The following is a 23695-nucleotide window of genomic DNA, read 5'->3' as shown; positions in this document are numbered from 1 at the left end:
GCGGGAATGTTCTCGGGTTCTTGAGCCTTGCTAAGCAACGTGTCCAGTCCCGTGAGCCCGCCGACCACCCGTTCCTCCGTCGGCCTGCGCAGCGAGCGCGGCCCGATCCTGCTCGCCACGATGCTGGCGACCGGCCTCGTGGCGATCGACTCGACGATCCTCGCGACCGCGGTCCCGAGTGTCGTCGACGACCTGGGCGGGTTCACACAGTTCCCGTGGCTCTTCTCGGTCTACCTGCTCGCGCAGGCGGTGACCGTGCCGATCTACGGCAAGGTCTCCGACCTGCTCGGCCGCAAGCCGGTGATGCTGCTCGGCATCACGCTCTTCGTGCTCGGCTCGGTGCTCTGCGGCTTCGCCTGGGGCATGACCGCGCTCATCATCTTCCGTGCCCTGCAGGGGCTCGGCGCCGGCGCGGTCCAGCCGATGGCGATGACGATCGTCGGTGACATCTACTCGATGCAGGAGCGGGCCAAGGTCCAGGGCTACATCGCCTCGGTCTGGGCGATCTCGTCGCTCGTGGGCCCGACGCTCGGCGGCGCGTTCGCGGACTACCTCTCCTGGCGGGCGATCTTCTTCGTCAACCTCCCGGTCGGCATCGCGGCGTTCTGGATGCTGCAGCGTCGCTTCACGGAGCAGGTCACCCGGCGTCGTACGACCGTCGACTGGCCGGGCGCCACGCTCCTCACCGCCGGCGGGCTGCTCCTGCTGCTCGCGCTGCTCGAGGGCGGCCAACGCTGGGCCTGGGACTCCGGCACCTCGATCGCGCTCTTCGTGGTCGCCGCGGCCGCGCTCGTGGGCTTCGTGTACGCCGAGACCCGCGCCACCGACCCGGTGCTCCCGCTCTGGGTCTTCCGCCGCCGGACGCTCAACGCCGGCAACCTGGGCAGCCTCGTCGTGGGCTGCGTGATGCTCGGCCTGTCGTCGTACGTTCCGCTCTTCGGCGAGCAGGTGCTCGGCCACGGTGCTGTCGTCGCGGGGCTCGCGCTCGCCGCGATGACCCTCGGCTGGCCGATCGCCGCCTCGCTGTCCGGGCGGATCTATCTCACCCTCGGCTTCCGGGTCACCGTCCTCCTCGGCGCGGCCCTCGCGGTCGTCGGCAGCCTGCTGCTGCTCACCGTCGACGGCGACAGCTCCTTCCTCCATCTCGCGGCGCCCTGCTTCGTCATCGGTCTCGGCTTCGGTTTCGTGGTGAGCCCCGGTGTCGTCGCGGCGCAGTCGAGCGTCGCCTGGCAGAGCCGGGGCGTCGCGACCGGCGCCAACATGTTCGCCCGCTCGGTCGGGTCGGCCGTCGGGGTCGCGATCTTCGGCGCCGTGGCCAACGGCGTGGTCGCCGGCCGGCTCGGCGGGAAGGTGCCCGCGCTGGAGCAGCTCGACCCGGACGTCCTCGAGCCGGCGCTCCACACCGTCTTCGTCGTCGGTGCCGCGATCTCCGTGGCGCTGCTGCTCGCCGGCGCGCTCATGCCGCGCCGCGTCACAGCGCCTGCGGAGACGCTCCCGGCCGCCCCGGTCACCGACCCGCTGAAGGAGCCGGCGGCCCAGCCGGTGACCACGGTTACGGACCAGTAACTTACGTCGTACACTGGGGGCATGAAGCGCGAGATCTACGACGAGGACCACGAGGACTTCCGCGCCTCCGTGCGGCAGTGGCTGGAGCGGTCCGTCATCCCCAACGCGGAGAAGTACGTCGCCGACAAGGCACTCCCGCGTGAGTTCTGGCTCGAGGCCGGCGCCAACGGCTTCCTCGGCCTCGGCATCCCGGAGGAGTACGGCGGCGCCGGGGCGGACGACTTCCGCTTCAATGCCGTCCTCGCCGAGGAGCTCGCAGGAGTCAACGCCGCGCTGCCCACCTGCGTCGGCATCCACAGCGACATCACGGCGCCCTACCTCGTCGAGCTCGGCACGGAGGAGCAGAAGAAGCGCTGGCTCCCCGGCGTCGCGGCGGGTGAGATCCTGCTCGCGATCGGCATGACCGAGCCTTCCGGCGGCTCGGACCTCGCCGCGCTGAAGACGTCCGCCGTCCGGGACGGTGACGAATGGGTGATCAACGGGTCGAAGACGTTCATCACCAACGGCTACTCCGCCGACCTGGTGATCGTCGCCGCGCGCACCTCCCCGGAGAAGAAGGCCCGCGGGATCACGCTGTTCGCCGTCGAGGCGACCAAGGAGGGCTTCAGCCGGGGCCGCAAGCTCGACAAGGTCGGGATGGAGGAGTCCGACACCGCCGAGCTCTTCTTCGAGAACGTCCGGGTGACCGACGCCGAGATCGTCGGCGAGCTCGACAACGGCTTCATCCACATGATGCAGAAGCTGCCCCAGGAGCGGGTCTCCTGCGCGGTCGCCAACGTCGCGCACGCCAAGCAGATCCTCGTGGAGACGCTGCAGTACGCCAAGGACCGCAAGGCGTTCGGTCAGTCGATCGGGCAGTTCCAGCACAACAAGTTCCTGCTCGCGGAGCTGTTCACCCAGATCGAGGTCGCCGAGACCTACATCGACCGCTGCGTGCTCGCCCACAGCAAGGGCGAGCTGAGCCCGGTCGAGGCCTCCAAGGCGAAGTGGTGGTCCTCGCAGGCCCAGTCGGAGGTGCTCGACCACTGCGTCCAGCTCCACGGCGGCTACGGCTTCATGAACGAGTACCGCGTCGCCCGCGCCTGGCGCGACGCCCGCGTCACCAAGATCTGGGCCGGCTCCAATGAGATCATGAAGGAGCTCATCGGCCGCGATCTGGGGCTGTAGGCGACTGAGCGCGATCGCCCCAGATCGTCCAATGCCGGGCGCCCATCCTCGCCGGTGGGCGCCCGGCGGCGTAGGTAGCCTGCCCTTCGTTGCGGGCGTGCGGCGTACGGCGGGACGATAGGACCGTGACAACCGAAGCTGCGGACAGCACGGCTGCCCACGTCGCACAGGAGCAACCCCAGGAGGGCCTCAACAACCGGCTGAACTGGCTGCGCGCCGGGGTGCTGGGGGCCAACGACGGCGTCGTGTCGACCGCCGGCATCGTGATGGGCGTCGCGGGCGCGACGGCCGACCGCAGCAACATCCTCATCGCCGGCGTCGCCGGTCTCGTCGCGGGCGCGATCAGCATGGCGGCGGGGGAGTACGTCTCCGTCTCGACCCAGCGCGACGCCGAGCTGGCGCTGCTCGACAAGGAGCGCCGGGAGCTGGCCGAGATGCCCGAGGAGGAACTGGAGGAGCTCGAAGGCCTGCTCGAGTCCAAGGGCCTCACGCCCGAGGTCGCGAGCGAGGTCGCGCAGCAGCTCACCGCCCGCAACCCGCTGCGCGCGCACGCCGTGCTCGAGCTCGGCATCGACCCCGACGACATCACCAACCCGTGGTCGGCCGCGTTCGCCTCGATGCTGTCGTTCACGATCGGGGCGGTCCTGCCGCTGCTCACCATCCTGCTGATCCCGGGGACGGCCCGGATCTGGGGCACTGTCGTCGCCGTCGCGCTCGCCCTCGCGCTCACCGGCTGGACCAGTGCGCGCCTCGGCTACGCGAAGCCCGGCCGGGCGCTCCTCCGCAACGTCGCCGGCGGCCTCCTCGCCATGGGGGTCACCTACCTGATCGGGACGCTGATCGGCACCCAGGTCTGATGCGGGCCTTCGTGGCGGTTGAGCCGCCGGCGGCGGTGGTCGAGGATCTCGACGCGTTCTTGGACGTACGCCGCGAGGCGGCGGCGTTCCGGTGGGCCCCCGCGGAGCAGCTCCACGTGACCCTCGCCTTCGCGGCGGCCGTGCCCGACCGGTCCTACGACGACTGGGTCGAGCGCCTGGAGCGAGCCGCCCGGCGTCGTACGCCCTTCGAGGCGGTGATCACCGGAGGGGGCGCGTTCCCCGACGTCGCGCGCGGCCGCGTGCTCTGGGCGGGGCTCGCGCTGGCGGAGGAGGGCCGGGTGGAGATCGACCGGCTCGCGACCGGCGTCCGCGCGGCCACGACGAAGGCCGGGATCGAGGTCGACGGCGGCCGATTCCGCCCGCATGTCACGCTCGCCCGGGTCAACCGGCCGCAGGAGATGACGAACTGGGTGCGGCTGCTCGACGCCTACCGTGGGCCGGCCTGGACGGTCGACCGGATCACCCTCGTCGAGTCGCACCTCGGTGAGGGGCCGCGCGGTCGGCCGCGCTATGAGGTGCGCGAGGAGTTCCTGCTCGGCGGGTGAGGCGGTGTTGCCCGGTCAGCGGTCGACGCCGGTCAGCCGGCGACGCCGTACAACCGGTCGCCGGCGTCGCCGAGGCCCGGGACGATGTAGCCCTTCTCGTTGAGCTGCTCGTCGACGGCGGCGGTGACGATGGTGACCGGGACGTCGATGTGGGCGAGCGCGGTCTCGAGCGCGGCGACGCCCTCGGGGGCGGCCAGCAGGCAGACCGCGGTGATGTGGTCGGCGCCCCGCTGCACGAGGAAGTCGATGGCCGCGGCCAGGGTGCCGCCCGTCGCGAGCATCGGGTCGAGGACGTAGCACTGCCGGCCGGAGAGGTCCGCCGGGAGGCGTTCGGCGTACGTCGTCGCCTCCAGCGTCTCCTCGTTGCGCACCATGCCGAGGAAGCCGACCTCGGCGGTGGGCAGGAGCCGCATCATCCCGTCGAGCATGCCGAGCCCGGCGCGCAGGATCGGGACGACGAGGGGGAGCGGAGACGCCAGGCGTACGCCGGTCGTGGCAGCGACCGGCGTGTGGATGTCGACCGGCTCGACCCGGATGTCGCGGGTGGCCTCGTAGGCGAGGAGCGTCACGAGCTCGTCGGCGAGCTTGCGGAACGTCGGCGACCCGGTCTCGCGGTCGCGCAGCACGGTGAGCTTGTGGGTGACCAGCGGGTGGTCCACGACGAGCGTCTGCATGGTCGCACCCTATGCGGTGGGCGTCCCACGTGCCGCGTCGGCGATCGTCGCGCCCCGGCCTGTGGTGAGCGGCGGTCGGGCCTGGGTGGTGAACGGCGTGTGACGGTCGATGACGGGCAGACGTCAGGGGCCGAAAGGGGGTTGGCGCTGGCCGGGTCCTCTGTCACTCTGGGTGATGTGTCCGAGCAGTCCGACCAGATCGAGGGAGTCGACTTCGCTCTCGCGGCCTACCGCGAGGAGGGGGTCTGGACGGTCCAGGAGATCGCCCACGACCTGCTGACCGACGTCGAGACGCTGGCGCACGCCCTGCGCCGCTTCCCCGGTGACAACGGTGCGGTGGGCCTGGTCGCGGTCGACGAGGACTTCTTCGTCATCGTGCGGGTGGTCGGCGCGACGACGCGGGTGCTGCTCTCCGACGTGACCGCGGCCGACGAGTGGGAGCTCGCGGCCTCCGCGGTGGAGCACCTCGGTCTGCCGCTGCCCGAGGACGAGGACGAGGCGGAGCCCGCGGGTGACCTCGGCATCCTCGCCGACGCCGGGATGAGCGCGATGGACATGGGCATCCTGCTCGACGACCTCGACCTCTACCCCGACGAGATGCTCTCCGAGGTGGCCCGCAAGGTCGGCTTCGGCGAGCTCTTCGACGACGCCGTCGGCCTGACCTCGGCGTGACGCTCCAGGAGCGCTGGGGCCCTGCGATGCGCGTGGCTCTCGAGGAGGCGCGCGCTGCGTTGGCGACCGGCGACGTACCCATCGGCGCGGTCGTCCTCTCGCCCTCCGGCGACGTCCTCGGCCGCGGCCGCAACGTCCGCGAGGCCGAGGCCGACCCGACCGGTCATGCCGAGGTGGTGGCGCTGCGGCAGGCCGCCCGCGCCCGCGGCGAGTGGCGGCTCGACGGCTGCACCCTGGTCGTCACCCTCGAGCCGTGCACGATGTGCGCCGGCGCCAGCGTCCTGGCTCGCGTCGAGCGGGTCGTCTTCGGCGCCTTCGACGACAAGGCCGGCGCCGTCGGCTCGCTCTGGGACGTCGTGCGCGACCGGCGGCTCAACCACCGTCCCGAGGTCGTCAGCGGGGTGTACGCCGAGGAGCAGACCGCGCTGCTCACCGACTTCTTCCGCGACCACCGAGCGATGTGACACGCGGCGTGCGCTGGAGCGCACCGCGGGTGTCACAGGGGGCGACGGGCGATTTCGTCCCGCCGCGGGCTCTCCGGTAGCCTTCCCGGCGGTGGCGTGTCCGAGCGGCCGATGGTGCAGCACTCGAAATGCTGTGTAGGGAAACCTACCGTGGGTTCAAATCCCACCGCCACCGCCAACTGGATCCCGGTCCTGACAGGGCCGGGATCCGTGGCATTTCGCCGACGTTTCAGGCGCGGACGAGCCGCGCCAGGGCGTCCCGGATCGGGTCGGGGATGGCGGTCGGCCTCCGCGTCTCCCGGTCGACGAAGACGTGCACGACGTGGCCGTCCGCGACGGCGAGGTCGTCGTCCTCGGTGAAGATGGCGAGGCCGTAGGTGACCGCCCGGTTGCCGAGCCGGTCGACCCGCAGCCCGGCGCGCAGCCGCGCCGGATAGGCGACCGGGGCGTGGTAGCGGCACCCGGACTCCACCACCAGCCCGATCACCGGCGATGTGTGGATGTCGAGGCCGCCCGCTTCGATGAGGTAGGCGTTCGCCACCGAGTCGAAGTAGCTGTAGTAGGTCACGTTGTTGACGTGGCCGTAGACGTCGTTGTCCATCCAGCGGGTCGTGAAGGACGAGACGTGCGCGTACGCCGCCAGCGACGGCCGCTCGGCCTTCGGGGTCGCCGGGGCTGTGCTCGTGCGGGCGGTCGCGTTGTCGGCGGGCATGCGTGCTCCAGGGGTACGACGGCGGGTGGCTGCTGCGTTTCGGCTGCTCACCAGCACCGTAGCGGCGCGCCGCCGCGGCCCGGCCGCGTGTCCGTGATGCCCTGGAACGGCGGATGGCCTAGCCTCTCCCCGCCCGCGAGACCAGCAAGGCCGCGAGACCAGCAAGGACAGCATGACCGCGACGATGACCCGGCCGGACGGCGTACGCCTGCCCTCGGCGCGCCCAGCCCGTCGGCCTCGTCCGTCCCGCCCCTCGCGGCTGGCGGCACTGGACGGCCTCCGTGGGATCGCGGTGCTGGGCGTGATGCTCTTCCACGCCTTCCCGCGGGCCGTGCCGGGCGGCTTCGTCGGGGTCGACGTCTTCTTCGTGCTCAGCGGCTACCTCATCACCGGCGGACTGGTCCGCGAGCATGCGGCGGGGACGGTGGCGCCGGGGCGGTTCTGGCTGCGGCGGATCCGGCGGCTGCTGCCGGCACTGGTCGCCGTGGTCCTGGCCTGCGGGCTCGGGGCGCTCCTGGTCGGTGGCGACACCGGTGTCGGGTTCGGCGGTCAGCTCGTCGCGGCAGCGGCCTTCGTGACGAACTGGCACCTGGTCGCGACCGGCAACGGCTACTTCGCCGAGAGCTCGCCACCGCTGCTGCAGCACCTGTGGTCGCTGGCGGTCGAAGAGCAGTTCTATGTGGTGTGGCCGCTCCTGCTGGCTGGGCTGCTCGTCGTCGTACGCCACCGGCGTCGCCCGCTCCGGACGACGTGCATCGTCGTCGCCGGCCTGGCCGCCGCGTCGACCGTGGCGATGGCCGTCGTCGGGATGGTGGGCGATGCCGGCCGGGCCTACTACGGCTCGGACACGCACTGCTTCGGGCTGCTCGCCGGCGCGTTGCTCGCCTTCGCCGGTGCGCGCCTGCCGCGCCGGCTGCTCGCCCAGCGCGTCGCGGGGACGGCGCTGGTCCTCCTCGTCCTCGCCGGTGTCCTGCTCGACGGCGCCGACCGGATCACCTACGTCGTCGGGCTGCCGGCCGTCGTGGCGTGCACGACGCTGGTGCTGGCGGCCGTCGTGACCGGGCGCGGGCCGGTCACCCGTCTCCTGTCATGGTCGCCACTGCGGCGGACCGGCCTGGTCTCCTACGGCCTCTACCTGTGGCACTGGCCGGTCCTCGTGCTGCTCCGGGCCCGCTGGCCGGACTGGGCGCTCGACCATCCTGGGCAGTGCGCCGTGGTCGCGTTCGGGTTCACCGGTGCGGCCGCCACGGCGTCGTACCTCCTGCTCGAGCGGCCGATCCACGAGCACGGCTTCCGGCGGTACGCCGCCGCGGTGATGCGCCGGCTGCGCTGGCCCGGTCCGGCCCGGATGGGCGTGGTCACCGCCGGTCTCGTGGCCGTCGTCTGTGTTGCGGCCACCGCCGTCTCCGCACTGCACGCGCCGGCGACCACCGCGGCCCAGGCGCAGGTCCGCGCGGGGGAGCAGGCCATCGCGCTCGCCCAGCAGGCCGAGGCGGCACGGCCTGCGTCGGCGCGTGGCTCCGCGCACGGGCGGCCGGACGCCGGGCGGCATGCCACGCCGGTCCCCGTCGGGCGCCGCATCACCGCCGTCGGCGACTCCGTGATGCTCGCCTCGGCGCCGGGGCTGCTCCACCGGTTCCCCGGGATCGACATCCACGCGAAGGTGGGACGCCAGGCCGCCGTCGTACCTGCGCTGCTGCGTGGGCTCGCCCGCGCTCACCGGCTGCGCCCGATCGTCCTCATCGGGGTCGGCACCAACGGTGCGCTGGCGCGCGGGACGCTGGCCGAGATCCGCCGCAGCGTCGGGGCGGCGCGCGAGCTGGTGTTCGTCAACGTCTTCGTCGACCGGCCCTGGGCGGGCGAGGTCAACCGCGACCTGGCGGCCTACGTCGCTCATGACAGCCACGCTCACCTCGTCGACTGGCGGGACGCGATCCGCCACCACCTCCGCGACCTCGGGCCCGACCACATCCACCCCGGCCCGTCCGGCGCGAACCGCTACGCCGCCACCGTCGCGAAGGTCGTCACCCGCCTCGCCTGATCGTCGCGTGGTGGGCGCGGACCATGGCGGGGGTGGCGTAGGTGGAGTGGCGCGGGACCCAGCGGGCGAGGCCGGCGGCGGCCGCGAGGCCGAGCAGGCCGGTGACGGAGACGCCGACGGCGAGGGTGGCGGTGGCCGCGACCGCGGCGGGGACGAGGGGACCCAGGGCGTTGCCGCTGTCGCTGAGGAGGCGCCAGATGGCGAGGAAGGTGGTGCGGCCGCGGGCGGGCGCCGCGTCGGCGCCGAGGGTCATCATGATGCCCGAGCCGATGCCGTTGCCGATGCTCATCACGACCGCGATGACGCCGAGGAGCAGGGCGTCGTGGGAGAGCGGGAGCAGCATCATCCCGACCCCGAGCAGCGTCATCGACGGCACCGCGACCGCGAGCCGGCCGAGCCGGTCCATCACGTGGCCGGACGGATAGAAGAGCGACATGTCCACGGCGTTGGCGACGCCGAACACGAGGCTCGTGGTGGCCGCGTCGAGCCCGATGTGCTCGGCCCAGAGCGGCAGGACGGTCTGCCGCGCGGCGCGCACGGCGCCGACGGCGAGCACGGCGAGTCCGAGCGTCCAGAACAGCTGCTGGTGGGCGCGGTACATCGCCGTCGTACTCCCGCCGCCGCGGTGCGCCGGCGGACGGTCGCCGGCGTGCTCCTGGTCGGGCACGAGCAGCAGGAGTACGCCGGTCGCGACCGTGCTGAGGATGGCGACGCCGAACGCCGCGCGCGTGCCCCAGACCGCGATCGCCGCGGCGCCCAGGAACGGGCCGATGAAGAGCCCGATGCGGTGCGACCCCGCCAGCGTGGAGAGCGCCCGGGCGCGCAGCTCGATCGAGACGACGTCGGAGATGTAGGTCTGCCGGGCGAGGTAGAACGTCGCGTTGCAGGCGCCGATGACCAGCAGCGCGAGCGCGAGCGCGACGATCGACGGGACCGCCCAGCAGACGGCGAGCCCCGCGGCCGTCACGGTGCTGGCGCAGACCATCGCCCTGCGGTCGCCGAGCCGATCGGCCAGCCGCGCGGCCGGGACGTCGCCGAGGATCCGCCCGATGCCGAGCATCGAGAGCATCAGGCCGGCCACGGCGGTCGAGGCGCCCTCCGCCAGCGCCACGAGCGCGATGATCGGCGCGATCGCCCCGTTGCCGATCTCATAGACCAGTGCCGGCAGGAGCGCAGAGGGCGCGATCCGGCGGAGGACGGCGGCCGCGGTCTCAGGTCCGGTCACGGGATCTCTGGTCTCGGTCATCTCATTAGCAATGCTAAACGATCGGGGAGGAGGTCGCGCATGGCGGCGTCAAGGTCGCGGGGGCGCTGGTGCGGCTTTACAGGTAGCGCCGCGCGGCCTCGGCCGCGCGGGCGCCGTAGCCACCGCCGAACATGGCGGCGTGGACCAGCAGCGGGAAGAGCTGGTGGAGCGCGACGCGGGACTCCCAGCCGGCCGCGAGCGGGTTGACGTCCTGGTAGGCGCCGATGACGCGGTCGAGGTGGGGCAGCCCGAAGAGCGCCATCATCGCCAGGTCGACCTCGCGGTGGCCGCCGTACGCCGCCGGATCGATGAGCCAGGCGCCGCCCTCGCGGTCCCACAGCACGTTCCCGTTCCACAGGTCCCCGTGGAGCCGCGCCGGCGGCTCCTCGGGCAGCAGCGCGGTGAGGCGTCCGATGAGCGACTCGATCGCCGCGGCCTCGTCGTACTCCACCGCGCCGCGGTCGTGGGCGAGCTTGAGGTAGGGCAGCAGGCGTCGTACGGCGTAGAACTCCGCCCACGTCGGCGCGCTCCGGTTCGGCATCGGGAGGCGTCCGATGAAGCCGTCCTGCTCCGCGCCGAAGCCATCGGCGCCGGCACGGTGGAGCCCGGCGAGGGCACGGCCGAACGCCTCGGCGGCCTCCGTCGAGGGACGGCCCGGCTCGACCCAGCGGATGATGAGGCAGTCCTGCTCGGCGGCGAGGACCTCCGGCACGAGGGCGGTCCCGGGCTCGGCGAGCCAGCGCAGGCCGCGCGCCTCGGCCGCGAAGAAGCCCTCCGGAGGCCGCGGCATCGTCTTCATCAGCGCCATCGAGCCGTCGTTGAGGCGCAGCTTGGTGGCGGTCGCGACGTCACCGCCGGCGACCGGGGCCGTGCTCACGACGGCGGTGCCGAGCAGCTGCTCGGCACGGCGGGCGATCGCCGGCTGACGGGTCACCGCTCGGCGACCTCCGCGCGGTCGCGCACCAGCCGCCCGACGAGGGCGTCGCTCGTCCGCTCGACGATCTCGAGCACCTTCGTGAAGCCGTCGTTGCCGCCGTAGTAGGGGTCCGGGACGTCCAGCCCCGCGCCGTCGGGGTCGAAGTCGCGGAAGAGACGCACGCGCGCCGCGTCCACCTCGTCGTCGCCGGCGAGCCGGAGCAGGTCGGCGAGGTTCTGCTGGTCCATGGCCAGCACCAGGTCGTAGGACGCCAGGTCGCCCACGGGCCACTGCTTCGCGCGGTGGCGGTCGGGGTCATAGCCGGCTCCGCGCAGCGTCGCCGCCGCGCGCCGGTCCATCCGCTCGCCGATGTGCCAGTCGCCCGTGCCGGCCGAGACCAGCTCGACGTCGGTCAGGCCGGCCTCGTCGAGGCGCTCGCGCAGCACGACCTCGGCCATGGGGGAGCGGCAGATGTTGCCGAGGCAGACGACGGCGATCCTCACCGCTCGTCCTCCAGCGCCCGGCGTACGACGGCCCCGACGACCGCGATGATGAGACCGCCCAGCACGGCCGCCCAGAAGCCGTCGACGTGGAAGCCGACGTCGGTCCCGGAGAGGATCCAGGCCGTCAGGCCGAGCATGGCGGCGTTGATGACGAGCAGGAACAGACCGAGGGTGAGGATGATGAAGGGGATCGAGAGGACCTTCATCACCGGCTTCACCAGGTAGTTGACGATCCCGAGGATCAGCGCGACGACGATGAGCCGCCAGAGCTTGTGCTTGATCTCCTCCGAGCCCGAGGTCGGGCCGCCCAGCCAGATCCCGGGCACGAGCCAGAGCGCCACGGCGAGCGCCACCGCGTTGGTCAGCAGCCAGGTCAGGAACCTCACGGCTTGATCGTGACACGGTCGCGCAAGTCCGGCACTCGCCGGCGCCAGAGCCCGAGAGCCTCAGAGCCCGAGGGCCTCGCAGATCTCGACCGCGGCATCGGCGAGGTGCTTCTCGAGGAACGCCTCCGCGCCGGCGACGTCGTCGTCGTCGAGGAGCTGGACGAGCGCGGCGTGGGACTCGGCCTGGTCGTGAGCGTTGCGCCGGATCCGCTCGACCTGCGCGAGGGCGAGCTTGAGCTCGGTCACCAGCTGCTGCTCCATCGCGACCAGCCGCGGGGAGCCGGTGAGCCCGACGAGCGAGACGTGGAAGGCGAGGTGGCGCTCGTTGAGCTCCTGGTAGGACGCGCCGGCGCGCACCCCGTCGATATAGGCGCGCAGCGTGCGGTGCACGGCGTCGCGGGCCTCCGCGGACGCCTCCCGCCAGTGGCGTACGCCGGCGCCCTCGAGCGCCCACCGGGCGACGCAGACGTCGCGGACCGAGCCCGCCTCGGGCGAGACGACCGTGACGCCCTTGTTGGGCGCCCGGATGGCGAGCCCCTCGGCGACCAGGATCGTCAGCGCCTCGCGGACCGTCGACCTCGCGACCCCGAGCGAGGCCGCCAGGCCCTGCTCGCGCAGCGGCGTGCCGGACTCCAGCTCGCCTTCGAAGAGGGCCCGGCGCAGCTCCTCGGCCACCCTCTCCACGGTCGAGGCGGGCTCATCGAGGCTGAGCGTGGCGAACGGGCTGCTGTCGGCCGTCATGGGTCCATCATCCTCCCTCTGGTGTGCGGGAGCGGCTACGATGGCGCCTGTCGCCTGATTGTCAGACAATCCGACAATAGGTGGACGTGGATGGGTGACAGGAAGGGGTCGTCATGGAGCTCGCCTGGGGTCGGGAGTATGTCGCCGTCGCGCCGACGCACTTCCGGATCGACTACGCCATCAACCCGTTCATGGACCCCGCGGTGCAGCCCGATCCCGTCCTCGCGATGGCGCAGTGGCGTGCCCTGGTCGCGACCCTGCGACGCCTCGGCGCGCGGGTCGACGTCCTCGACCAGCGTCCCGACGCGCCCGACATGGTCTACGCGATGAACCTCGGCCTCGCCGTCGTCCGGCCGGCCGTCGTCCGGTCCGGGCGGGCGGACGACGGCGGCGCTCGCCACGTGGTGATGTCCCACATGCGCTTCCCGGAGCGGCGCGTCGAGACCGGCACCGCGGAGCGGTGGTTCCGCGCCCGCGGCTGGCGGACGTCGTACCTCGGACGCGACGGCGTCGGCCCGGCGTTCGAGGCCGGCGACGCCTTCCCCTGCGCCGACGCGCTCGTCGTCGGCTATGGGCCGCGCACCGACGAGCTCGCGCTGAAGGCGCTCGCCGCCGAGCTGGGCGTCCGGGTCCGCGGCGTCCGCACGACGCACCCGGCGATGTATCACCTCGACCTCGCCTTCTGTCCCCTGGACGCGCGGCGCGCGATCGTGTGCCCCGACGCGTTCGACGCCCGCTCGGCCGCGGCGCTGCTGGACCTCGTCGAGGAGCCGCTCGTGATCACGGAGGCGGAGGCGCTCACGACCTTCTGCGCCAACGCGGTGGTCGTCGGCCACACCGTCGTCGTGCCGGGCTGTCCGGACCGGGTGCGGGCTCGGCTGGAGTCCTGGGGCTTCGCGGTCGAGATCGTCGGCGTGAGCGAGTTCCACAAGGGTGGCGGCTCCGTCCGCTGCCTCACCAACCCGGTGGACGTCACGCTCGGCCGCGATCTCCCCCTCGTGCCCGGTGGCGAGGTCATAGTCTGACCGCCGTGACCCCCACCCCCGCGACCCCCGAGAGCCCGCAGCCCCGTGCCAGTGTCGCCGCGATGCCGCCGTACGTCGCCGGCAGGCCGCCGGTGGCGCGGCCGGGGCTGACGACCTACAAGCTGTCGTCGAACGAGAACCCCTACCCGCCGCTGCCGGGCGTGCTGGAGGTTGCCGCGAAGGCGCTGGAGGGCGCCAACCGCTACCCCGACATGGGCAACGTCGCGCTCTACGCGAAGCTCGCCGAGACCTACGACGTGCCGGTCGCGGACCTGGCGGTGGCGACCGGCTCGACCGGGCTGATCTATCAGCTGCTCACCGCGTTCTGCGAGCCCGGTGACGAGATCGTGCACGCCTGGCGCAGCTTCGAGGCCTACCCGATCGCGGTGCTCGCCGCCGGAGCGACGGCGGTGCCGGTGCCGCTGGCGGCGGGCGGACGCCACGATCTCGACGCCATGGTGGCCGCCATCGGCGAGCGGACGAAGGTCGTCATGGTCTGCACGCCCAACAACCCGACCGGACCGGCGCTGACGCAGACGGAGCTGGACGCCTTCCTCGCGAGGGTTCCGCCGCACGTCCTGGTGATCCTCGACGAGGCCTACTGCGAGTTCGTGCGGATGGCCGACGCGGTCGACGGGATCGCGACCTACCGGGCGCACCGCAACGTCGCCGTGCTGCGGACCTTCTCCAAGGCCTACGGCCTGGCCGGCTTCCGGGTGGGGTACGCCGTTGCGCCGGCGCCCATCGCCGCCGCGCTGCGCGCCGTCTCCCTGCCCTTCGGGGTCAACCTGGTCGGGCAGGCGGCGGCGGTCGAGTCGCTCGACCGCAAGGCCGAGCTCCTCGCGCGGGTCGACGCGCTCGTCGCCGAGCGCACCCGCGTGGTCGAGGGCGTGCGGGCCGCCGGCTGGGAGATCCCGGACGCGCAGGGCAACTTCGTGTGGTTCGACCTCGCCGGAGCGCCCGACCGGATCGCCGCCTTCGCTGCGGCGGCCGACGAGCTCGGGATCATGGTGCGCCCACTCGGCGACGACGGCGTCCGGGTCTCGATCGGCGAGGAGGAGGCCAACAGTCGGCTGATCTCCCTTGCCGGGTCGTTCCCGCACTGACCCCGAGAAGGGGGCAAACATCGACGGTGCCACGTTCGGATGGCGCCGAAACGCGCGAGACTTGGCAGGCTTGCCCCCACGGGGATCGCGCGGCGGGAGCTGCGGACTCACCCCACAGTCGCCCTCGACCCCTCAGGAGTGATGCGTGGACCTGTTGGACGCCGGTCGCCGCCGGTGGTGGATGTCCGCGGCAGCCGTCCTCCTGCTCATCGTCGCGGCGGTCGTCGTCGTGGTGCTGTGGCTCTCCCACCGCGGCGGGCCGGCGCCCGCCGACGTCGCCCGCGACTTCCTGGACGCACGATCCTGCTCGCGGGTCGAGGAGCTCGCCGATCCCGACTACCGGGCGACGATCACCGAGAGCGACTGCGGCGCGATCGTGGACGGGGCCCGCGGGCGGCGTACGTTCGCAGACCCCGACCGCAGCCGCGACCTGACGCGCACCCTCGCCCTCGGGCGGACCGTCGAACGGGAGGACGAGACCGAGGTGAGCTTCACCGCCCACTACACCGAGCGGGGCCGGGCGCTGCCCGATGAGACCGTGGTCGTCGTACTCCGCCCGCACGGCGACGGCTGGCTCGTCGACCGCTGGGGACTGGCCTCCTGACGGCGGCATCCTCGGGTTCGTCGGGCGTGCCTGTCAGGATGGACCCATGGCCGACCAGACCGCGGAGGAGCACCGGGGGTACGTCCAGCCCGGTGGCGAGTTCAACCGGGACACGCACTACATCCCGGACCGGATCACGAAGGACGCGCGTACGCCGGAGCACGGTCCCCAGGACGTGCCGCTGTGGCCGGTCGAACCGGGCCGCTACCGCCTGGTCGCGGCGAAGGCATGTCCGTGGGCCAACCGCGCGATCATCGTGCGCAACCTCCTCGGGCTGGAGGACGTGATCTCGTGGGGCGCGCCGGGGCCGACCCACGACGAGCGGTCGTGGACGTTCGACCTCGACCCCGACGGCAAGGACCCCGTGCTCGGCATCCACTTCCTCAAGGACGCCTACGAGAAGCGCTTCCCGGGCTACCCGCGCGGCATCACCGTGCCCGCGATCGTCGAGGTGTCGTCCGGGAAGGTCGTCACCAACGACTTCCCCTGGATCACCCACGACCTGAGCACCGAGTGGCGGGAGTTCCACCGTGAGGGCGCGCCCGACCTGTGGCCCGACGACCTGCGTGCGGAGATGGACGAGGTCAACGACCGGGTCTTCCGCGATGTCAACAACGGCGTCTACCGCTGTGGCTTCGCGGGCACCCAGCGCGCCTACGAGCGCGGCTACGACCGGCTCTTCGCCGCGCTCGACTGGCTCGAGGACCGGCTGGCGACGCGGCGCTACCTCGTCGGCGACCGGCTGACCGAGTCCGACATCCGGCTCTTCACCACGCTTGCCCGCTTCGACGCGGTCTATCACGGCCACTTCAAGTGCAACCGGCAGAAGCTCATCGAGTTCCCGAACCTGTGGGCCTATGCCCGCGACCTCTACCAGACTCCGGGCATCGGCGAGACCATCGACTTCGACCAGATCAAGGCGCACTACTACGTCGTCCACAAGGACATCAACCCGACCGGCATCATCCCCAAGGGGCCGGACACCTCGGGCTGGCTCGAGCCGCACGGGCGGGAGTCGCTGGGCTGACCCGCGCCGCAGGTCCGGTGTGACGACCGGCTGACCGGACCGGCCCGCTCGTCCCCGCCGGCCCGAACAGATTTCTGTTCGGGCCGGGCCGGGCCGCTCGGCTCGGGTGCTCGCGCGCCACCGCGACGCCTGCTCCATGGGACAGGCCCCCGCGGCCGCCATCCTCGCTGCGGTGGGCCCGGCGGCGGCTGGGTCAGCGGCGGCCGGTTCAGCAGCGGCCGGGTCAGCGGCGGCTCGCGTGACGCGGGTGGCGGGCGTGCTTCGCCCGGTGCGGGCGGTGGACCTTCACCTGGATCATCGGGGTCGGGGCGTCGGCGGCGCGGCGCCGCGCCGGGAGCGGGCGCAGGTGCGGGCGGCCCTGGCGCCAGACCAGGCGGGCGGCGTACAACGTCCGGCGGCTCTGGGTCCGCGCGGTGGCGAGGGCGCGCGGCGGGCAGACCGCGGCGAACCGCCCGCAGGCCCAGCCGTGGAAGAAGACGACCGGCCCGGCATGGCGCACGACGACGTCGGCTCCGCCGGGTCCGCAGACGCCCGAGCCGCGACCGAGCAGGACGCGCGGGCGGCTGCCGGACCAGGGCAGCAGCCGGGTCGACGCGCGCCAGGTGGTGCGGTAGCCGCAGTCGGCGTACGACCCCTCGGAGGTGAGCAGGACGAAGCGCCGGCCCTGCCGCAGCAGGACCGGGTTCTCGACGATGTGACCGACTCGGATCAGCTCGTGGCTCGTGCGGACGGCGTGGAGCCCGCCGCCGGTGAGCCGGACGAGCCGGATCGTGGAGGGGATGCCCTGGGTCTTGTAGACCAGGAAGAGCCGGCGACCGGAGCGGAAGACGGACGGGTCGATGACGCCGCGCCGGGGGAGCCGGCTCCCGGCGCTCCGGACCCGGTCGGGGGCCGGCGCGATGAGCCGCCCGCCGGCCTTGCGGGCGCCGCGCGGGCAGACCAACGGACGGCCGACCGGGGTGAAGCGACCGAGCGGAGTCCGGCTCACCGCGACGCCGACGCACCGCCCCTCGGCGCCCAGGCCGCGCACCGGCGCGGCGAAGTAGAGCAGCCAGCGGTGTCCGACATGGACGAGGTCCACGCCCCACACGCCGGCGCCGCTCGCCCAGTCCGGCTTGCGGGCGAGGGCGCGTCCGGCACGGTGCCACGGCGCGTTGGCGGCCGTGGCGACCATCCGCGGGGCGTCGGGGCCGGTGGCGACGGCGACGAGGCCGCCGCGGTAGGCGGCCACCGCCGGGTCCGGGAAGACGCGGCCGCTGCGCGGGGTGTCGACCCTGTTGGCGGGCAGCCCGGCGGCGGTCGCCCGGACGACGGGCTGGCTGACGGGACGAGTGACGGGCCGCGTGACGGGACCAGTGACGGGCCCCGTGAGGGGCTGCGTGACGGGCCGGGCGGCCGCCTCTCCGACGGTTCCGGTCACCAGCGTCACCCCCGCCATGACCGTCACGACGAACGCCATCAACGCGCGACGCGATGCCCGCGCGCGCGGTCCCCACTGCACCACTCGTGACCTGCCCCTCCGAACGAGGTGGAAGCATCTCCCGAGCGCAGGGCCCGCTGTGGCAGAACACGCCGATTCGTGCCGGCGTACGGCCAATGCTTCGCGAGTTCGCCCCACGGACTCGTGAGTAACTCCCGCGGGCCGGTAGGTTTGAAACACCCTCATGTGGCCCGGGTCACACTCCCGGGTCGCGGGTCCGTGCGGTGGTGGAGAACCCACCCGGCGCCACGTACGAAGGAGTTCGCGATGAGTGAGTTGTTCGGCCCGCAGACGCCCTGGGACACGTCGGCGAGTCCCGACCTCGTCCAACTGCTGACCCCGGAGGGTCAGCGTGTCGACCACCCCGACTACCGCTTCACGGTCCCCGAGGGCGCCGATGAGGCCGAGGTCATCCGCGGCTTCTACCGCGACATGGCGCTCACCCGGCGCATCGATGTCGAGGCGACCGCGCTGCAGCGCCACGGCGAGCTCGGGATCTGGGCCCAGCTCCTCGGCCAGGAGGCCGCGCAGATCGGCGCCGGCCGGGCGCTGCGACCGCAGGACTTCGTCTTCCCGACCTACCGCGAGCACGGCGTCGCGTGGTGCCGCGGCGTCGACCCGCTCCGCCTGCTCGGCCTCTTCCGCGGCGTCGACCAGGGCGGCTGGGACCCCGAGGCGACCAACTTCGGTCTCTACACGATCGTGATCGGCGCCCAGACGCTGCATGCGACCGGCTACGCGATGGGGATGCAGCGCGACGGCGTCGTCGGCACGGGCGACCCCGAGCGCGACGCCGCCGTGGTCGCCCACTTCGGTGACGGTGCCTCGTCGCAGGGCGACGTCAACGAGTCGTTCGTCTTCGCCGCGTCCTACAACGCGCCGGTCGTCTTCTTCTGCCAGAACAACCAGTGGGCGATCTCGGAGCCGTTCGAGCGACAGTCCCGGATCCCGCTCTACCGCCGTGCCGAGGGGTTCGGCTTCCCCGGCGTCCGCGTCGACGGTAACGACGTCCTCGCGACCTACGCCGTCATGCAGACCGCCCTGCAGCGGGCGCGCGAAGGCGGCGGCCCGACACTCGTCGAGGCCTACACCTACCGGATGGGCGCCCACACGACCACCGACGACCCGACCCGCTACCGGCTCTCGGACGAGGTCGAGACCTGGAAGCTCAAGGACCCGATCGCGCGCGTGGAGGCCTACCTGCGCCGCGGCGGCTTCGCCGGCGACGACTTCTTCGCCGGCGTGGAGGCGGAGGCCGAGGAGCTGGGCACGCGGCTGCGCGAGGGCTGCCGGGCGCTGCCCGAGCCCGACCCGGTCGCCCTGTTCGGTGACGTGTACGCCGAGATCACCGAGGAGCTCGCCGCGCAGCGCGACGGCTACGCCGCCTACCTCGCGTCGTTCGAAGGGGTGGCCTGAGATGACGACCTCGACCTCGACGGCGACCGCGACCTCGACGGCGGCGACGGGGACCGCCGCTGCCAAGCTCCCCAAGGTGACGCTCGCCAAGGCGCTCAACGCCGGGCTGCGCAAGGCGATGGAGGACGACCCGAAGGTCCTCCTCATGGGCGAGGACATCGGCCGCCTCGGCGGGGTCTTCCGCATCACCGACGGCCTGCAGAAGGACTTCGGCGAGGACCGGGTGATCGACTCCCCGCTGGCCGAGTCCGGGATCGTCGGGACCGCCGTGGGGCTCGCCCTGCGCGGCTACCGACCCGTCGTGGAGATCCAGTTCGACGGCTTCGTCTACCCGGCCTACGACCAGATCGTGTCGCAGGTCGCGAAGATGCACTACCGCTCGCAGGGCCGCTCGCCGATGCCGATGGTCATCCGGATCCCGTTCGGCGGCGGCATCGGTGCGGTCGAGCACCACAGCGAGTCGCCCGAGGCGCAGTTCGCCCACACGCCCGGCCTCAAGGTGGTCGCGTGCTCCAACCCGGTGGACGGCTACTGGATGATCCAGCAGGCCATCGCCTCGCCCGACCCGGTGATCTTCCTCGAGCCCAAGCGGCAGTACCACGCCGACAAGGCCGAGCTCGACACCGCCGCGACCCCGCTCCCGCTCTTCGCCTCGCGGGTCGCGCGCCGCGGCACCGACCTCACCCTGCTCGCCTACGGGCCCACCGTGAAGACCGCGCTCGCCGCCGCTGAGGCGGCCGCGACCGAGGGCAAGTCGGTCGAGGTCATCGATCTGCGCACCCTGTCGCCGCTCGACATGGGGCCCGTGGTCGAGTCCGTCCGGCGTACCGGCCGCGCCGTCGTCTGCCACGAGGCGCATGTCAACCTCGGCATGGGGGCCGAGGTGGCCGCCCGGATCACCGAGGAGTGCTTCTACTCCCTCGAGGCGCCGGTCCTGCGCGTCGGCGGCTTCGACACGCCCTACCCGCCGGCGCGCGCGGAGGAGCACTTCCTGCCCGACCTCGACCGCGTCCTCGACGCCGTCGACCGATCGCTGGCCTTCTGAGCGGAGCGAGTATGAGTGAGTTCAAGCTTCCCGACGTCGGGGAGGGCCTCACCGAGGCCGAGATCGTCGCCTGGCACGTCAAGGTCGGCGACACCGTCAAGATCAACGACATCGTCTGCGAGATCGAGACCGCCAAGTCGGTCGTCGAGCTGCCCTCGCCGTACGCCGGCGTCGTCGCCGCCCTGCTCGTGCCCGAGGGCGAGACCGTCGCCGTCGGGACCCCGATCATCGCCATCGGCGACCCCGCCGAGAAGTCGCCCGCTCCCGCCGAAGAGTCACCGGTTCCCGCCGAGACGGCGGCGAATCCTGCCGAGACGTCGGGGAATCCCGCCGAGACGTCGGGGAACGAGGACCAGCCGCTGACGCTGGTCGGCTCGGGACCGAAGGAGGGGGCGCTCGTACGCCGCCCGCGGAAGGTCCCCTCGGGCGCGCAGGCCGCCCACATGCAGACCCAGGCGGCGTTCGAGCCCGGCCTGCCGTCGCCGCACGTCGAGGCCGCCAACGGCGACTCGGTGGCGACGAGTGACGTCTCGGGCGGAGTGAGTGACTCCTCGGCGGGAACGGGTGACCTCGCGAGCGGAACGGGTGACCTCTCGGGGGCGGCGGTGGTGGCGCTCGCGAAGCCGCCGGTGCGCAAGCTCGCGAAGGACCTCGGCGTCGACCTGCGGACCCTCACTCCGAGTCGGCCCGACGGCGTGATCACCCGGGCCGAGGTGGAGGCGGCCGCCGCGGGCCGTCAGGCGGCCCCGGCGGAAGGGACCGGCGCGGTGCCCGCCCCCGCGGTCGTCACGAGCGGTGGTCGCGAGCGGCGCGAGCCGATCCGCGGCGTACGCAAGATGATGGGCCAGGCGATGGTCGAGTCGGCCTTCACGCTGCCCCACGTGAGCATCTGGAAGACCGTCGACGTCACCGCGACGATCGCGCTGGTCGAGCGGCTCAAGGGCCACCGCGACTTCCGCGATCGGCGGGTCAGCCCGCTGCTGGTCGTCGCGAAGGCGTGCCTGCTCGCGCTGCGGCGTACGCCGATCGTCAACTCGGTCTGGGACGACGCGGCCCAGGAGATCGTCTTCAAGGAGTACGTCAACCTCGGCATCGCCGCGGCGACGCCGCGCGGGCTCGTCGTGCCTAACGTCAAGGGCGCCGACGCGATGTCCCTGGCCGACCTGGCCGGCGCGCTCGGCGAGCTCGTCGCCACCGCCCGCGACGGCAAGACGCCCCCGGCGGACCTGGCGGGCGGGACGTTCACGATCACCAACGTCGGGCCGTTCGGCATGGAGGCCGGTACGCCGATCATCAACCCGGGCGAGTCGGCGATCCTGTGCTTCGGGGCGATCGAGCGGCGGCCGTGGGTCGTCGGCACGGGCGCCGACGAGCGGATCGTGCCGCGCGACGTCTGCACGCTCGCGCTCAGCTTCGACCACCGCCACATCGACGGCGCCGCGGGCTCACGGTTCCTCGCCGACGTCGCCGACGTGCTCGAGGACCCGGCCACCGCGCTGCTGTTCTGACCCCGCTGCTGTTCTGACCCCGCTGCTGTTCTGGCCCGCTGTGCTGCCCTGACCAACTCGTGGGGTCAGAGACAGTCCTGCACCTCGCCGACGAAGCTGCGCCAGGTGGTCCCGGAGCCCTGGGCGTGCTCGCCCGTGGCGGCCATCTCGGGGGTCGCGAGGGCGGCCTTGAAGGCGGCCTCGTCGTCCCACCACAGCTCGGCGACGAGGTACGGCGCGCTGCCGCCCGCCGCACGCGGGTGGCTCAGGACGAAGCGGCGCAGGCCTGGGATGGTGCGCACGAGCGGGATGTGCTCGTCGGCGTACCGGGTCTCGAATGCGACCGGGTCGGCGGGTGCGTCGTACTCGATCGTCATGCGGTACATGGATCCTCCGTCCTCGAGGCGCGCCGCGGCGGCTGCGCTGTGACCGGGCTCACGCTAGTGGCGTGCCGGTCGGCGGTGGCCCGACCCGCCGTCAGGCGGAACCCGGCGCGTAGCGGCGTACCCGGTCGGCGGGGGAGCCCGGGCCGCAGCCGATGAGCGCGGTGAGCTCGTCGGCCAGGACGTCGCCGACGCGGCGGCAGAACGCCTCCGCCTCCTCGGCCGCGTCCGGGTGCTCCGGGATGATCCGGTCGACCACGCCCAGGCGGTGCAGGTCCACGGCACGCACCGACTGGGCGCGGGCCATCTCGGGTGCGTGGGCGGTGTCGCGGTGCACGATCGCCGAGGCGCCCTCCGGCGGCAGCGGCGAGAGCCAGGCGTGCTGCGCGGCGACGATCGTGTCGGCCGGGAGCAGCGCGAGCGCGCCACCGCCGTTCCCCTCGCCGAGCATCAGGCAGAGGGTCGGCGCGGCCAGCATGACCAGGTCGGCGAGGGAGCGGGCGATCTCGCCGGCCATCCCGCCGTTCTCCGCGTCGGCCGAGAGCGCGGCGCCCGGCGTGTCGATGACGGTGAGCAGCGGCAGGCCGAGCTCGACGGCCAGCCGCATCCCGCGCCGGGCCTCGCGGAGCGCCCCCGGCCCCATCGGGTGGACGGCGGTCTGGCCGCGCCGGTCCTGCCCGAGGAACACGCACGGCGCATCCCCGAACCGCGCGAGCGCGATGAGCAGCCCGGGATCGGCCTCGCCCTCGCCGGTGCCGTTGAGCGGGATGACGTCGGTCGCGGCATACCTCAGCAGGCGGCGTACGCCGGGCCGGTCCTCGCGGCGGCTGAGCGTGATCGTCTCCCATGCGTCGAGGCGGGCGTCGAGCTCGGGCGCGACCGGCTCCGGCTCGGCGATCTTCCGGGCCGCGGGGCGGTCGCTGAGGATCGCGAGCGCGCGGTCGAGCAGGTCGGCGATGCCATCGGGAGGGACGACGCCGTCGATCAGGCCGTGGGCGAAGAGGTTCTCCGCGGTCTGGACGCCCTCGGGGAACTCCTCGCCGTAGAGGGCGGAGTAGACCCGCGGGCCCAGGAAGCCGAGCAGTGCGCCGGGCTCGGCCACGGTCACGTGACCGAGCGACCCCCAGGAGGCCATCACGCCGCCGGTGGTGGGGTGGCGCAGGTAGACGAGATAGGGCAGCCCGGCGGCCTTGTGCGCGCCGACCGCCTCGGTGATGCGCACCATCTGGACGAACGCCGGGGTGCCCTCCTGCATCCGGGTGCCGCCCGAGCTCGGTGCCGCGAGCAGCGGCAGCCCCTCGGCCGTGGCCCGCTGGATCGCGGCGACCAGCCGGTCCGCGGCGGCCAGCCCGATGGAGCCGGCCAGGAAGCGGAACTCGCTCGCCACGACCGCCACCGGCCGGCCCTTCATCGTGCCGCGGCCGGTCACGACCGACTCGTCGACGCCGCTCCTCTCCCGCGCGGCGGCCAGGTCGGCGGCGTACGCCTCGCTGATCGGCCCGTACGCCGGCGGGGCGTCCCAGCAGGTGAAGGAGCCGTCGTCGAGGACGAGGTCGATGAGGTCGCGGGCGCCGAGCCGCCCACCCGATGTCGTACCGGCCATGGGCCGAC

Annotated in this window: 24 protein-coding genes and 1 tRNA gene; 15 read left to right on the top strand and 10 right to left on the bottom strand. The window is 73.0% G+C overall.

What is annotated here, in order from left to right; genetic code table 11:
* Positions 1-51: 51 nt before the first annotated feature.
* From AB3X52_RS00290 to thpR, 4 genes are all read left to right on the top strand, one after another.
* Positions 52-1566, top strand: coding sequence for an MDR family MFS transporter (locus tag AB3X52_RS00290; protein WP_367990601.1), 1515 nt, complete (start codon positions 52-54; stop codon positions 1564-1566).
* A 21-nt stretch (positions 1567-1587) separates the two neighbouring features.
* Entirely contained in the window at positions 1588-2733 is a 1146-nt protein-coding gene (locus AB3X52_RS00285) for an acyl-CoA dehydrogenase family protein (protein ID WP_367990599.1), read from the top strand.
* A gap of 125 nt (positions 2734-2858) precedes the next feature.
* Positions 2859-3590 (top strand): VIT1/CCC1 transporter family protein, encoded by a 732-nt coding sequence (locus AB3X52_RS00280; RefSeq protein ID WP_367990597.1) that lies wholly within the window; start codon positions 2859-2861, stop codon positions 3588-3590.
* An 11-nt stretch (positions 3591-3601) separates the two neighbouring features.
* Positions 3602-4156 (top strand): RNA 2',3'-cyclic phosphodiesterase, encoded by a 555-nt coding sequence (gene thpR, locus AB3X52_RS00275; protein WP_367990595.1) that lies wholly within the window; start codon positions 3602-3604, stop codon positions 4154-4156.
* 32 nt (positions 4157-4188) lie between these two features.
* Here the strand turns inward: thpR and upp are convergent, their stop codons facing one another.
* Positions 4189-4830, bottom strand: a complete 642-nt coding sequence (upp, locus tag AB3X52_RS00270) for a uracil phosphoribosyltransferase (protein WP_367990593.1) — start codon at positions 4828-4830, stop codon at positions 4189-4191.
* Positions 4831-5007: 177 nt separating this feature from the next.
* Here upp and AB3X52_RS00265 point away from each other — a divergent pair, with 177 nt between their 5' ends.
* The 3 genes from AB3X52_RS00265 (at position 5008) to AB3X52_RS00255 (ending at position 6144) form a co-directional block, all read left to right on the top strand.
* Complete coding sequence (locus tag AB3X52_RS00265) at positions 5008-5502, top strand: tRNA adenosine deaminase-associated protein (protein WP_367990591.1); 495 nt, start codon at positions 5008-5010, stop codon at positions 5500-5502.
* Positions 5503-5528: 26 nt separating this feature from the next.
* Positions 5529-5966 (top strand): nucleoside deaminase, encoded by a 438-nt coding sequence (locus AB3X52_RS00260; protein WP_367990850.1) that lies wholly within the window; start codon positions 5529-5531, stop codon positions 5964-5966.
* Between the two features lie 90 nt (positions 5967-6056).
* Positions 6057-6144, top strand: a tRNA-Ser gene (locus AB3X52_RS00255).
* Between the two features lie 51 nt (positions 6145-6195).
* Here the strand turns inward: AB3X52_RS00255 and AB3X52_RS00250 are convergent.
* Complete coding sequence (locus tag AB3X52_RS00250; protein ID WP_367990589.1) at positions 6196-6678, bottom strand: acyl-CoA thioesterase; 483 nt, start codon at positions 6676-6678, stop codon at positions 6196-6198.
* Positions 6679-6850: 172 nt separating this feature from the next.
* On the opposite strand from AB3X52_RS00250, the gene AB3X52_RS00245 reads away from it, so the two are divergent.
* Positions 6851-8719 carry an acyltransferase family protein gene (locus tag AB3X52_RS00245; protein WP_367990587.1) on the top strand — a complete coding sequence of 623 codons (1869 nt, stop codon included), beginning with the start codon at positions 6851-6853 and terminating at the stop codon, positions 8717-8719.
* On the opposite strand, the gene AB3X52_RS00240 is transcribed toward AB3X52_RS00245, so the two are convergent.
* From AB3X52_RS00240 to AB3X52_RS00220, 5 genes are all read right to left on the bottom strand, one after another.
* Positions 8703-9965 (bottom strand): MFS transporter, encoded by a 1263-nt coding sequence (locus AB3X52_RS00240; RefSeq protein ID WP_367990585.1) that lies wholly within the window; start codon positions 9963-9965, stop codon positions 8703-8705. The genes AB3X52_RS00245 and AB3X52_RS00240 overlap by 17 nt on opposite strands.
* A gap of 76 nt (positions 9966-10041) precedes the next feature.
* Complete coding sequence (locus tag AB3X52_RS00235; protein WP_367990583.1) at positions 10042-10899, bottom strand: fructosamine kinase family protein; 858 nt, start codon at positions 10897-10899, stop codon at positions 10042-10044.
* The gene (locus AB3X52_RS00230) at positions 10896-11384 is read right to left on the bottom strand and encodes a low molecular weight protein-tyrosine-phosphatase (RefSeq protein ID WP_367990581.1); all 489 of its coding nucleotides are present in this window, start codon (positions 11382-11384) and stop codon (positions 10896-10898) included. Before AB3X52_RS00230 ends, AB3X52_RS00235 begins: the two co-directional genes overlap by 4 nt.
* On the bottom strand, positions 11381-11770 hold the full coding sequence (locus AB3X52_RS00225) for a phage holin family protein (protein WP_367990579.1): 390 nt from the start codon (positions 11768-11770) through the stop codon (positions 11381-11383). Before AB3X52_RS00225 ends, AB3X52_RS00230 begins: the two co-directional genes overlap by 4 nt.
* A 60-nt stretch (positions 11771-11830) precedes the next feature.
* On the bottom strand, positions 11831-12511 hold the full coding sequence (locus AB3X52_RS00220) for a GntR family transcriptional regulator (protein ID WP_367990577.1): 681 nt from the start codon (positions 12509-12511) through the stop codon (positions 11831-11833).
* Positions 12512-12624: 113 nt separating this feature from the next.
* Here AB3X52_RS00220 and AB3X52_RS00215 point away from each other — a divergent pair, with 113 nt between their 5' ends.
* From AB3X52_RS00215 to AB3X52_RS00200, 4 genes are all read left to right on the top strand, one after another.
* Positions 12625-13536 carry a dimethylarginine dimethylaminohydrolase family protein gene (locus AB3X52_RS00215; RefSeq protein WP_367990575.1) on the top strand — a complete coding sequence of 304 codons (912 nt, stop codon included), beginning with the start codon at positions 12625-12627 and terminating at the stop codon, positions 13534-13536.
* Positions 13537-13541: 5 nt separating this feature from the next.
* Positions 13542-14642 (top strand): histidinol-phosphate transaminase, encoded by a 1101-nt coding sequence (locus AB3X52_RS00210; protein WP_367990573.1) that lies wholly within the window; start codon positions 13542-13544, stop codon positions 14640-14642.
* Between the two features lie 145 nt (positions 14643-14787).
* Positions 14788-15246, top strand: a complete 459-nt coding sequence (locus AB3X52_RS00205) for a hypothetical protein (protein WP_367990571.1) — start codon at positions 14788-14790, stop codon at positions 15244-15246.
* 46 nt (positions 15247-15292) lie between these two features.
* The gene (locus AB3X52_RS00200) at positions 15293-16273 is read left to right on the top strand and encodes a glutathione S-transferase family protein (RefSeq protein ID WP_367990569.1); all 981 of its coding nucleotides are present in this window, start codon (positions 15293-15295) and stop codon (positions 16271-16273) included.
* Positions 16274-16496: 223 nt separating this feature from the next.
* Here the strand turns inward: AB3X52_RS00200 and AB3X52_RS00195 are convergent, their stop codons facing one another.
* Positions 16497-17693, bottom strand: coding sequence for a glycoside hydrolase family protein (locus AB3X52_RS00195; protein ID WP_367990567.1), 1197 nt, complete (start codon positions 17691-17693; stop codon positions 16497-16499).
* A 327-nt stretch (positions 17694-18020) separates the two neighbouring features.
* Here AB3X52_RS00195 and pdhA point away from each other — a divergent pair, with 327 nt between their 5' ends.
* The 3 genes from pdhA to AB3X52_RS00180 are packed head-to-tail and all read left to right on the top strand — an operon-like array spanning position 18021 to position 21722.
* Complete coding sequence (gene pdhA / locus AB3X52_RS00190; RefSeq protein ID WP_367990565.1) at positions 18021-19169, top strand: pyruvate dehydrogenase (acetyl-transferring) E1 component subunit alpha; 1149 nt, start codon at positions 18021-18023, stop codon at positions 19167-19169.
* 1 nt (position 19170) lies between these two features.
* On the top strand, positions 19171-20214 hold the full coding sequence (locus AB3X52_RS00185; protein ID WP_367990563.1) for an alpha-ketoacid dehydrogenase subunit beta: 1044 nt from the start codon (positions 19171-19173) through the stop codon (positions 20212-20214).
* An 11-nt stretch (positions 20215-20225) separates the two neighbouring features.
* Positions 20226-21722 carry a dihydrolipoamide acetyltransferase family protein gene (locus AB3X52_RS00180; protein ID WP_367990561.1) on the top strand — a complete coding sequence of 499 codons (1497 nt, stop codon included), beginning with the start codon at positions 20226-20228 and terminating at the stop codon, positions 21720-21722.
* A gap of 65 nt (positions 21723-21787) precedes the next feature.
* Here the strand turns inward: AB3X52_RS00180 and AB3X52_RS00175 are convergent, their stop codons facing one another.
* Both AB3X52_RS00175 and AB3X52_RS00170 read right to left on the bottom strand, forming a co-directional pair.
* Positions 21788-22078, bottom strand: a complete 291-nt coding sequence (locus AB3X52_RS00175; RefSeq protein WP_367990559.1) for an EthD family reductase — start codon at positions 22076-22078, stop codon at positions 21788-21790.
* Between the two features lie 100 nt (positions 22079-22178).
* Positions 22179-23687: a carboxyl transferase domain-containing protein gene (locus AB3X52_RS00170; protein ID WP_367990557.1), complete on the bottom strand. Its 1509-nt coding sequence runs from the start codon at positions 23685-23687 to the stop codon at positions 22179-22181.
* Positions 23688-23695 lie beyond the last annotated feature (8 nt).

It is taken from the genome of Nocardioides eburneus (genome assembly GCF_040838215.1).
GTDB lineage: Bacteria > Actinomycetota > Actinomycetes > Propionibacteriales > Nocardioidaceae > Nocardioides > Nocardioides eburneus.
The sequence above is the reverse complement of the archived record's forward strand: the minus strand, read 5'-3'. Positions and strand labels throughout refer to the sequence as shown.

Excerpts from the sequence above, each read along its gene's own strand:
- AB3X52_RS00285 (WP_367990599.1), top strand. The coding sequence starts at position 1,588 with ATGAAGCGCGAGATCTACGACGAGGACCACGAGGACTTCCGCGCCTCC.
- upp (WP_367990593.1), bottom strand. The coding sequence starts at position 4,830 with ATGCAGACGCTCGTCGTGGACCACCCGCTGGTCACCCACAAGCTCACC.
- AB3X52_RS00260 (WP_367990850.1), top strand. The coding sequence starts at position 5,529 with ATGCGCGTGGCTCTCGAGGAGGCGCGCGCTGCGTTGGCGACCGGCGAC.
- AB3X52_RS00250 (WP_367990589.1), bottom strand. The coding sequence starts at position 6,678 with ATGCCCGCCGACAACGCGACCGCCCGCACGAGCACAGCCCCGGCGACC.
- AB3X52_RS00245 (WP_367990587.1), top strand. The coding sequence starts at position 6,851 with ATGACCGCGACGATGACCCGGCCGGACGGCGTACGCCTGCCCTCGGCG.
- AB3X52_RS00240 (WP_367990585.1), bottom strand. The coding sequence starts at position 9,965 with ATGACCGAGACCAGAGATCCCGTGACCGGACCTGAGACCGCGGCCGCC.
- AB3X52_RS00220 (WP_367990577.1), bottom strand. The coding sequence starts at position 12,511 with ATGACGGCCGACAGCAGCCCGTTCGCCACGCTCAGCCTCGATGAGCCC.
- AB3X52_RS00215 (WP_367990575.1), top strand. The coding sequence starts at position 12,625 with ATGGAGCTCGCCTGGGGTCGGGAGTATGTCGCCGTCGCGCCGACGCAC.
- AB3X52_RS00200 (WP_367990569.1), top strand. The coding sequence starts at position 15,293 with ATGGCCGACCAGACCGCGGAGGAGCACCGGGGGTACGTCCAGCCCGGT.
- pdhA (WP_367990565.1), top strand. The coding sequence starts at position 18,021 with ATGAGTGAGTTGTTCGGCCCGCAGACGCCCTGGGACACGTCGGCGAGT.
- AB3X52_RS00185 (WP_367990563.1), top strand. The coding sequence starts at position 19,171 with ATGACGACCTCGACCTCGACGGCGACCGCGACCTCGACGGCGGCGACG.
- AB3X52_RS00180 (WP_367990561.1), top strand. The coding sequence starts at position 20,226 with ATGAGTGAGTTCAAGCTTCCCGACGTCGGGGAGGGCCTCACCGAGGCC.
- AB3X52_RS00175 (WP_367990559.1), bottom strand. The coding sequence starts at position 22,078 with ATGACGATCGAGTACGACGCACCCGCCGACCCGGTCGCATTCGAGACC.
- AB3X52_RS00170 (WP_367990557.1), bottom strand. The coding sequence starts at position 23,687 with ATGGCCGGTACGACATCGGGTGGGCGGCTCGGCGCCCGCGACCTCATC.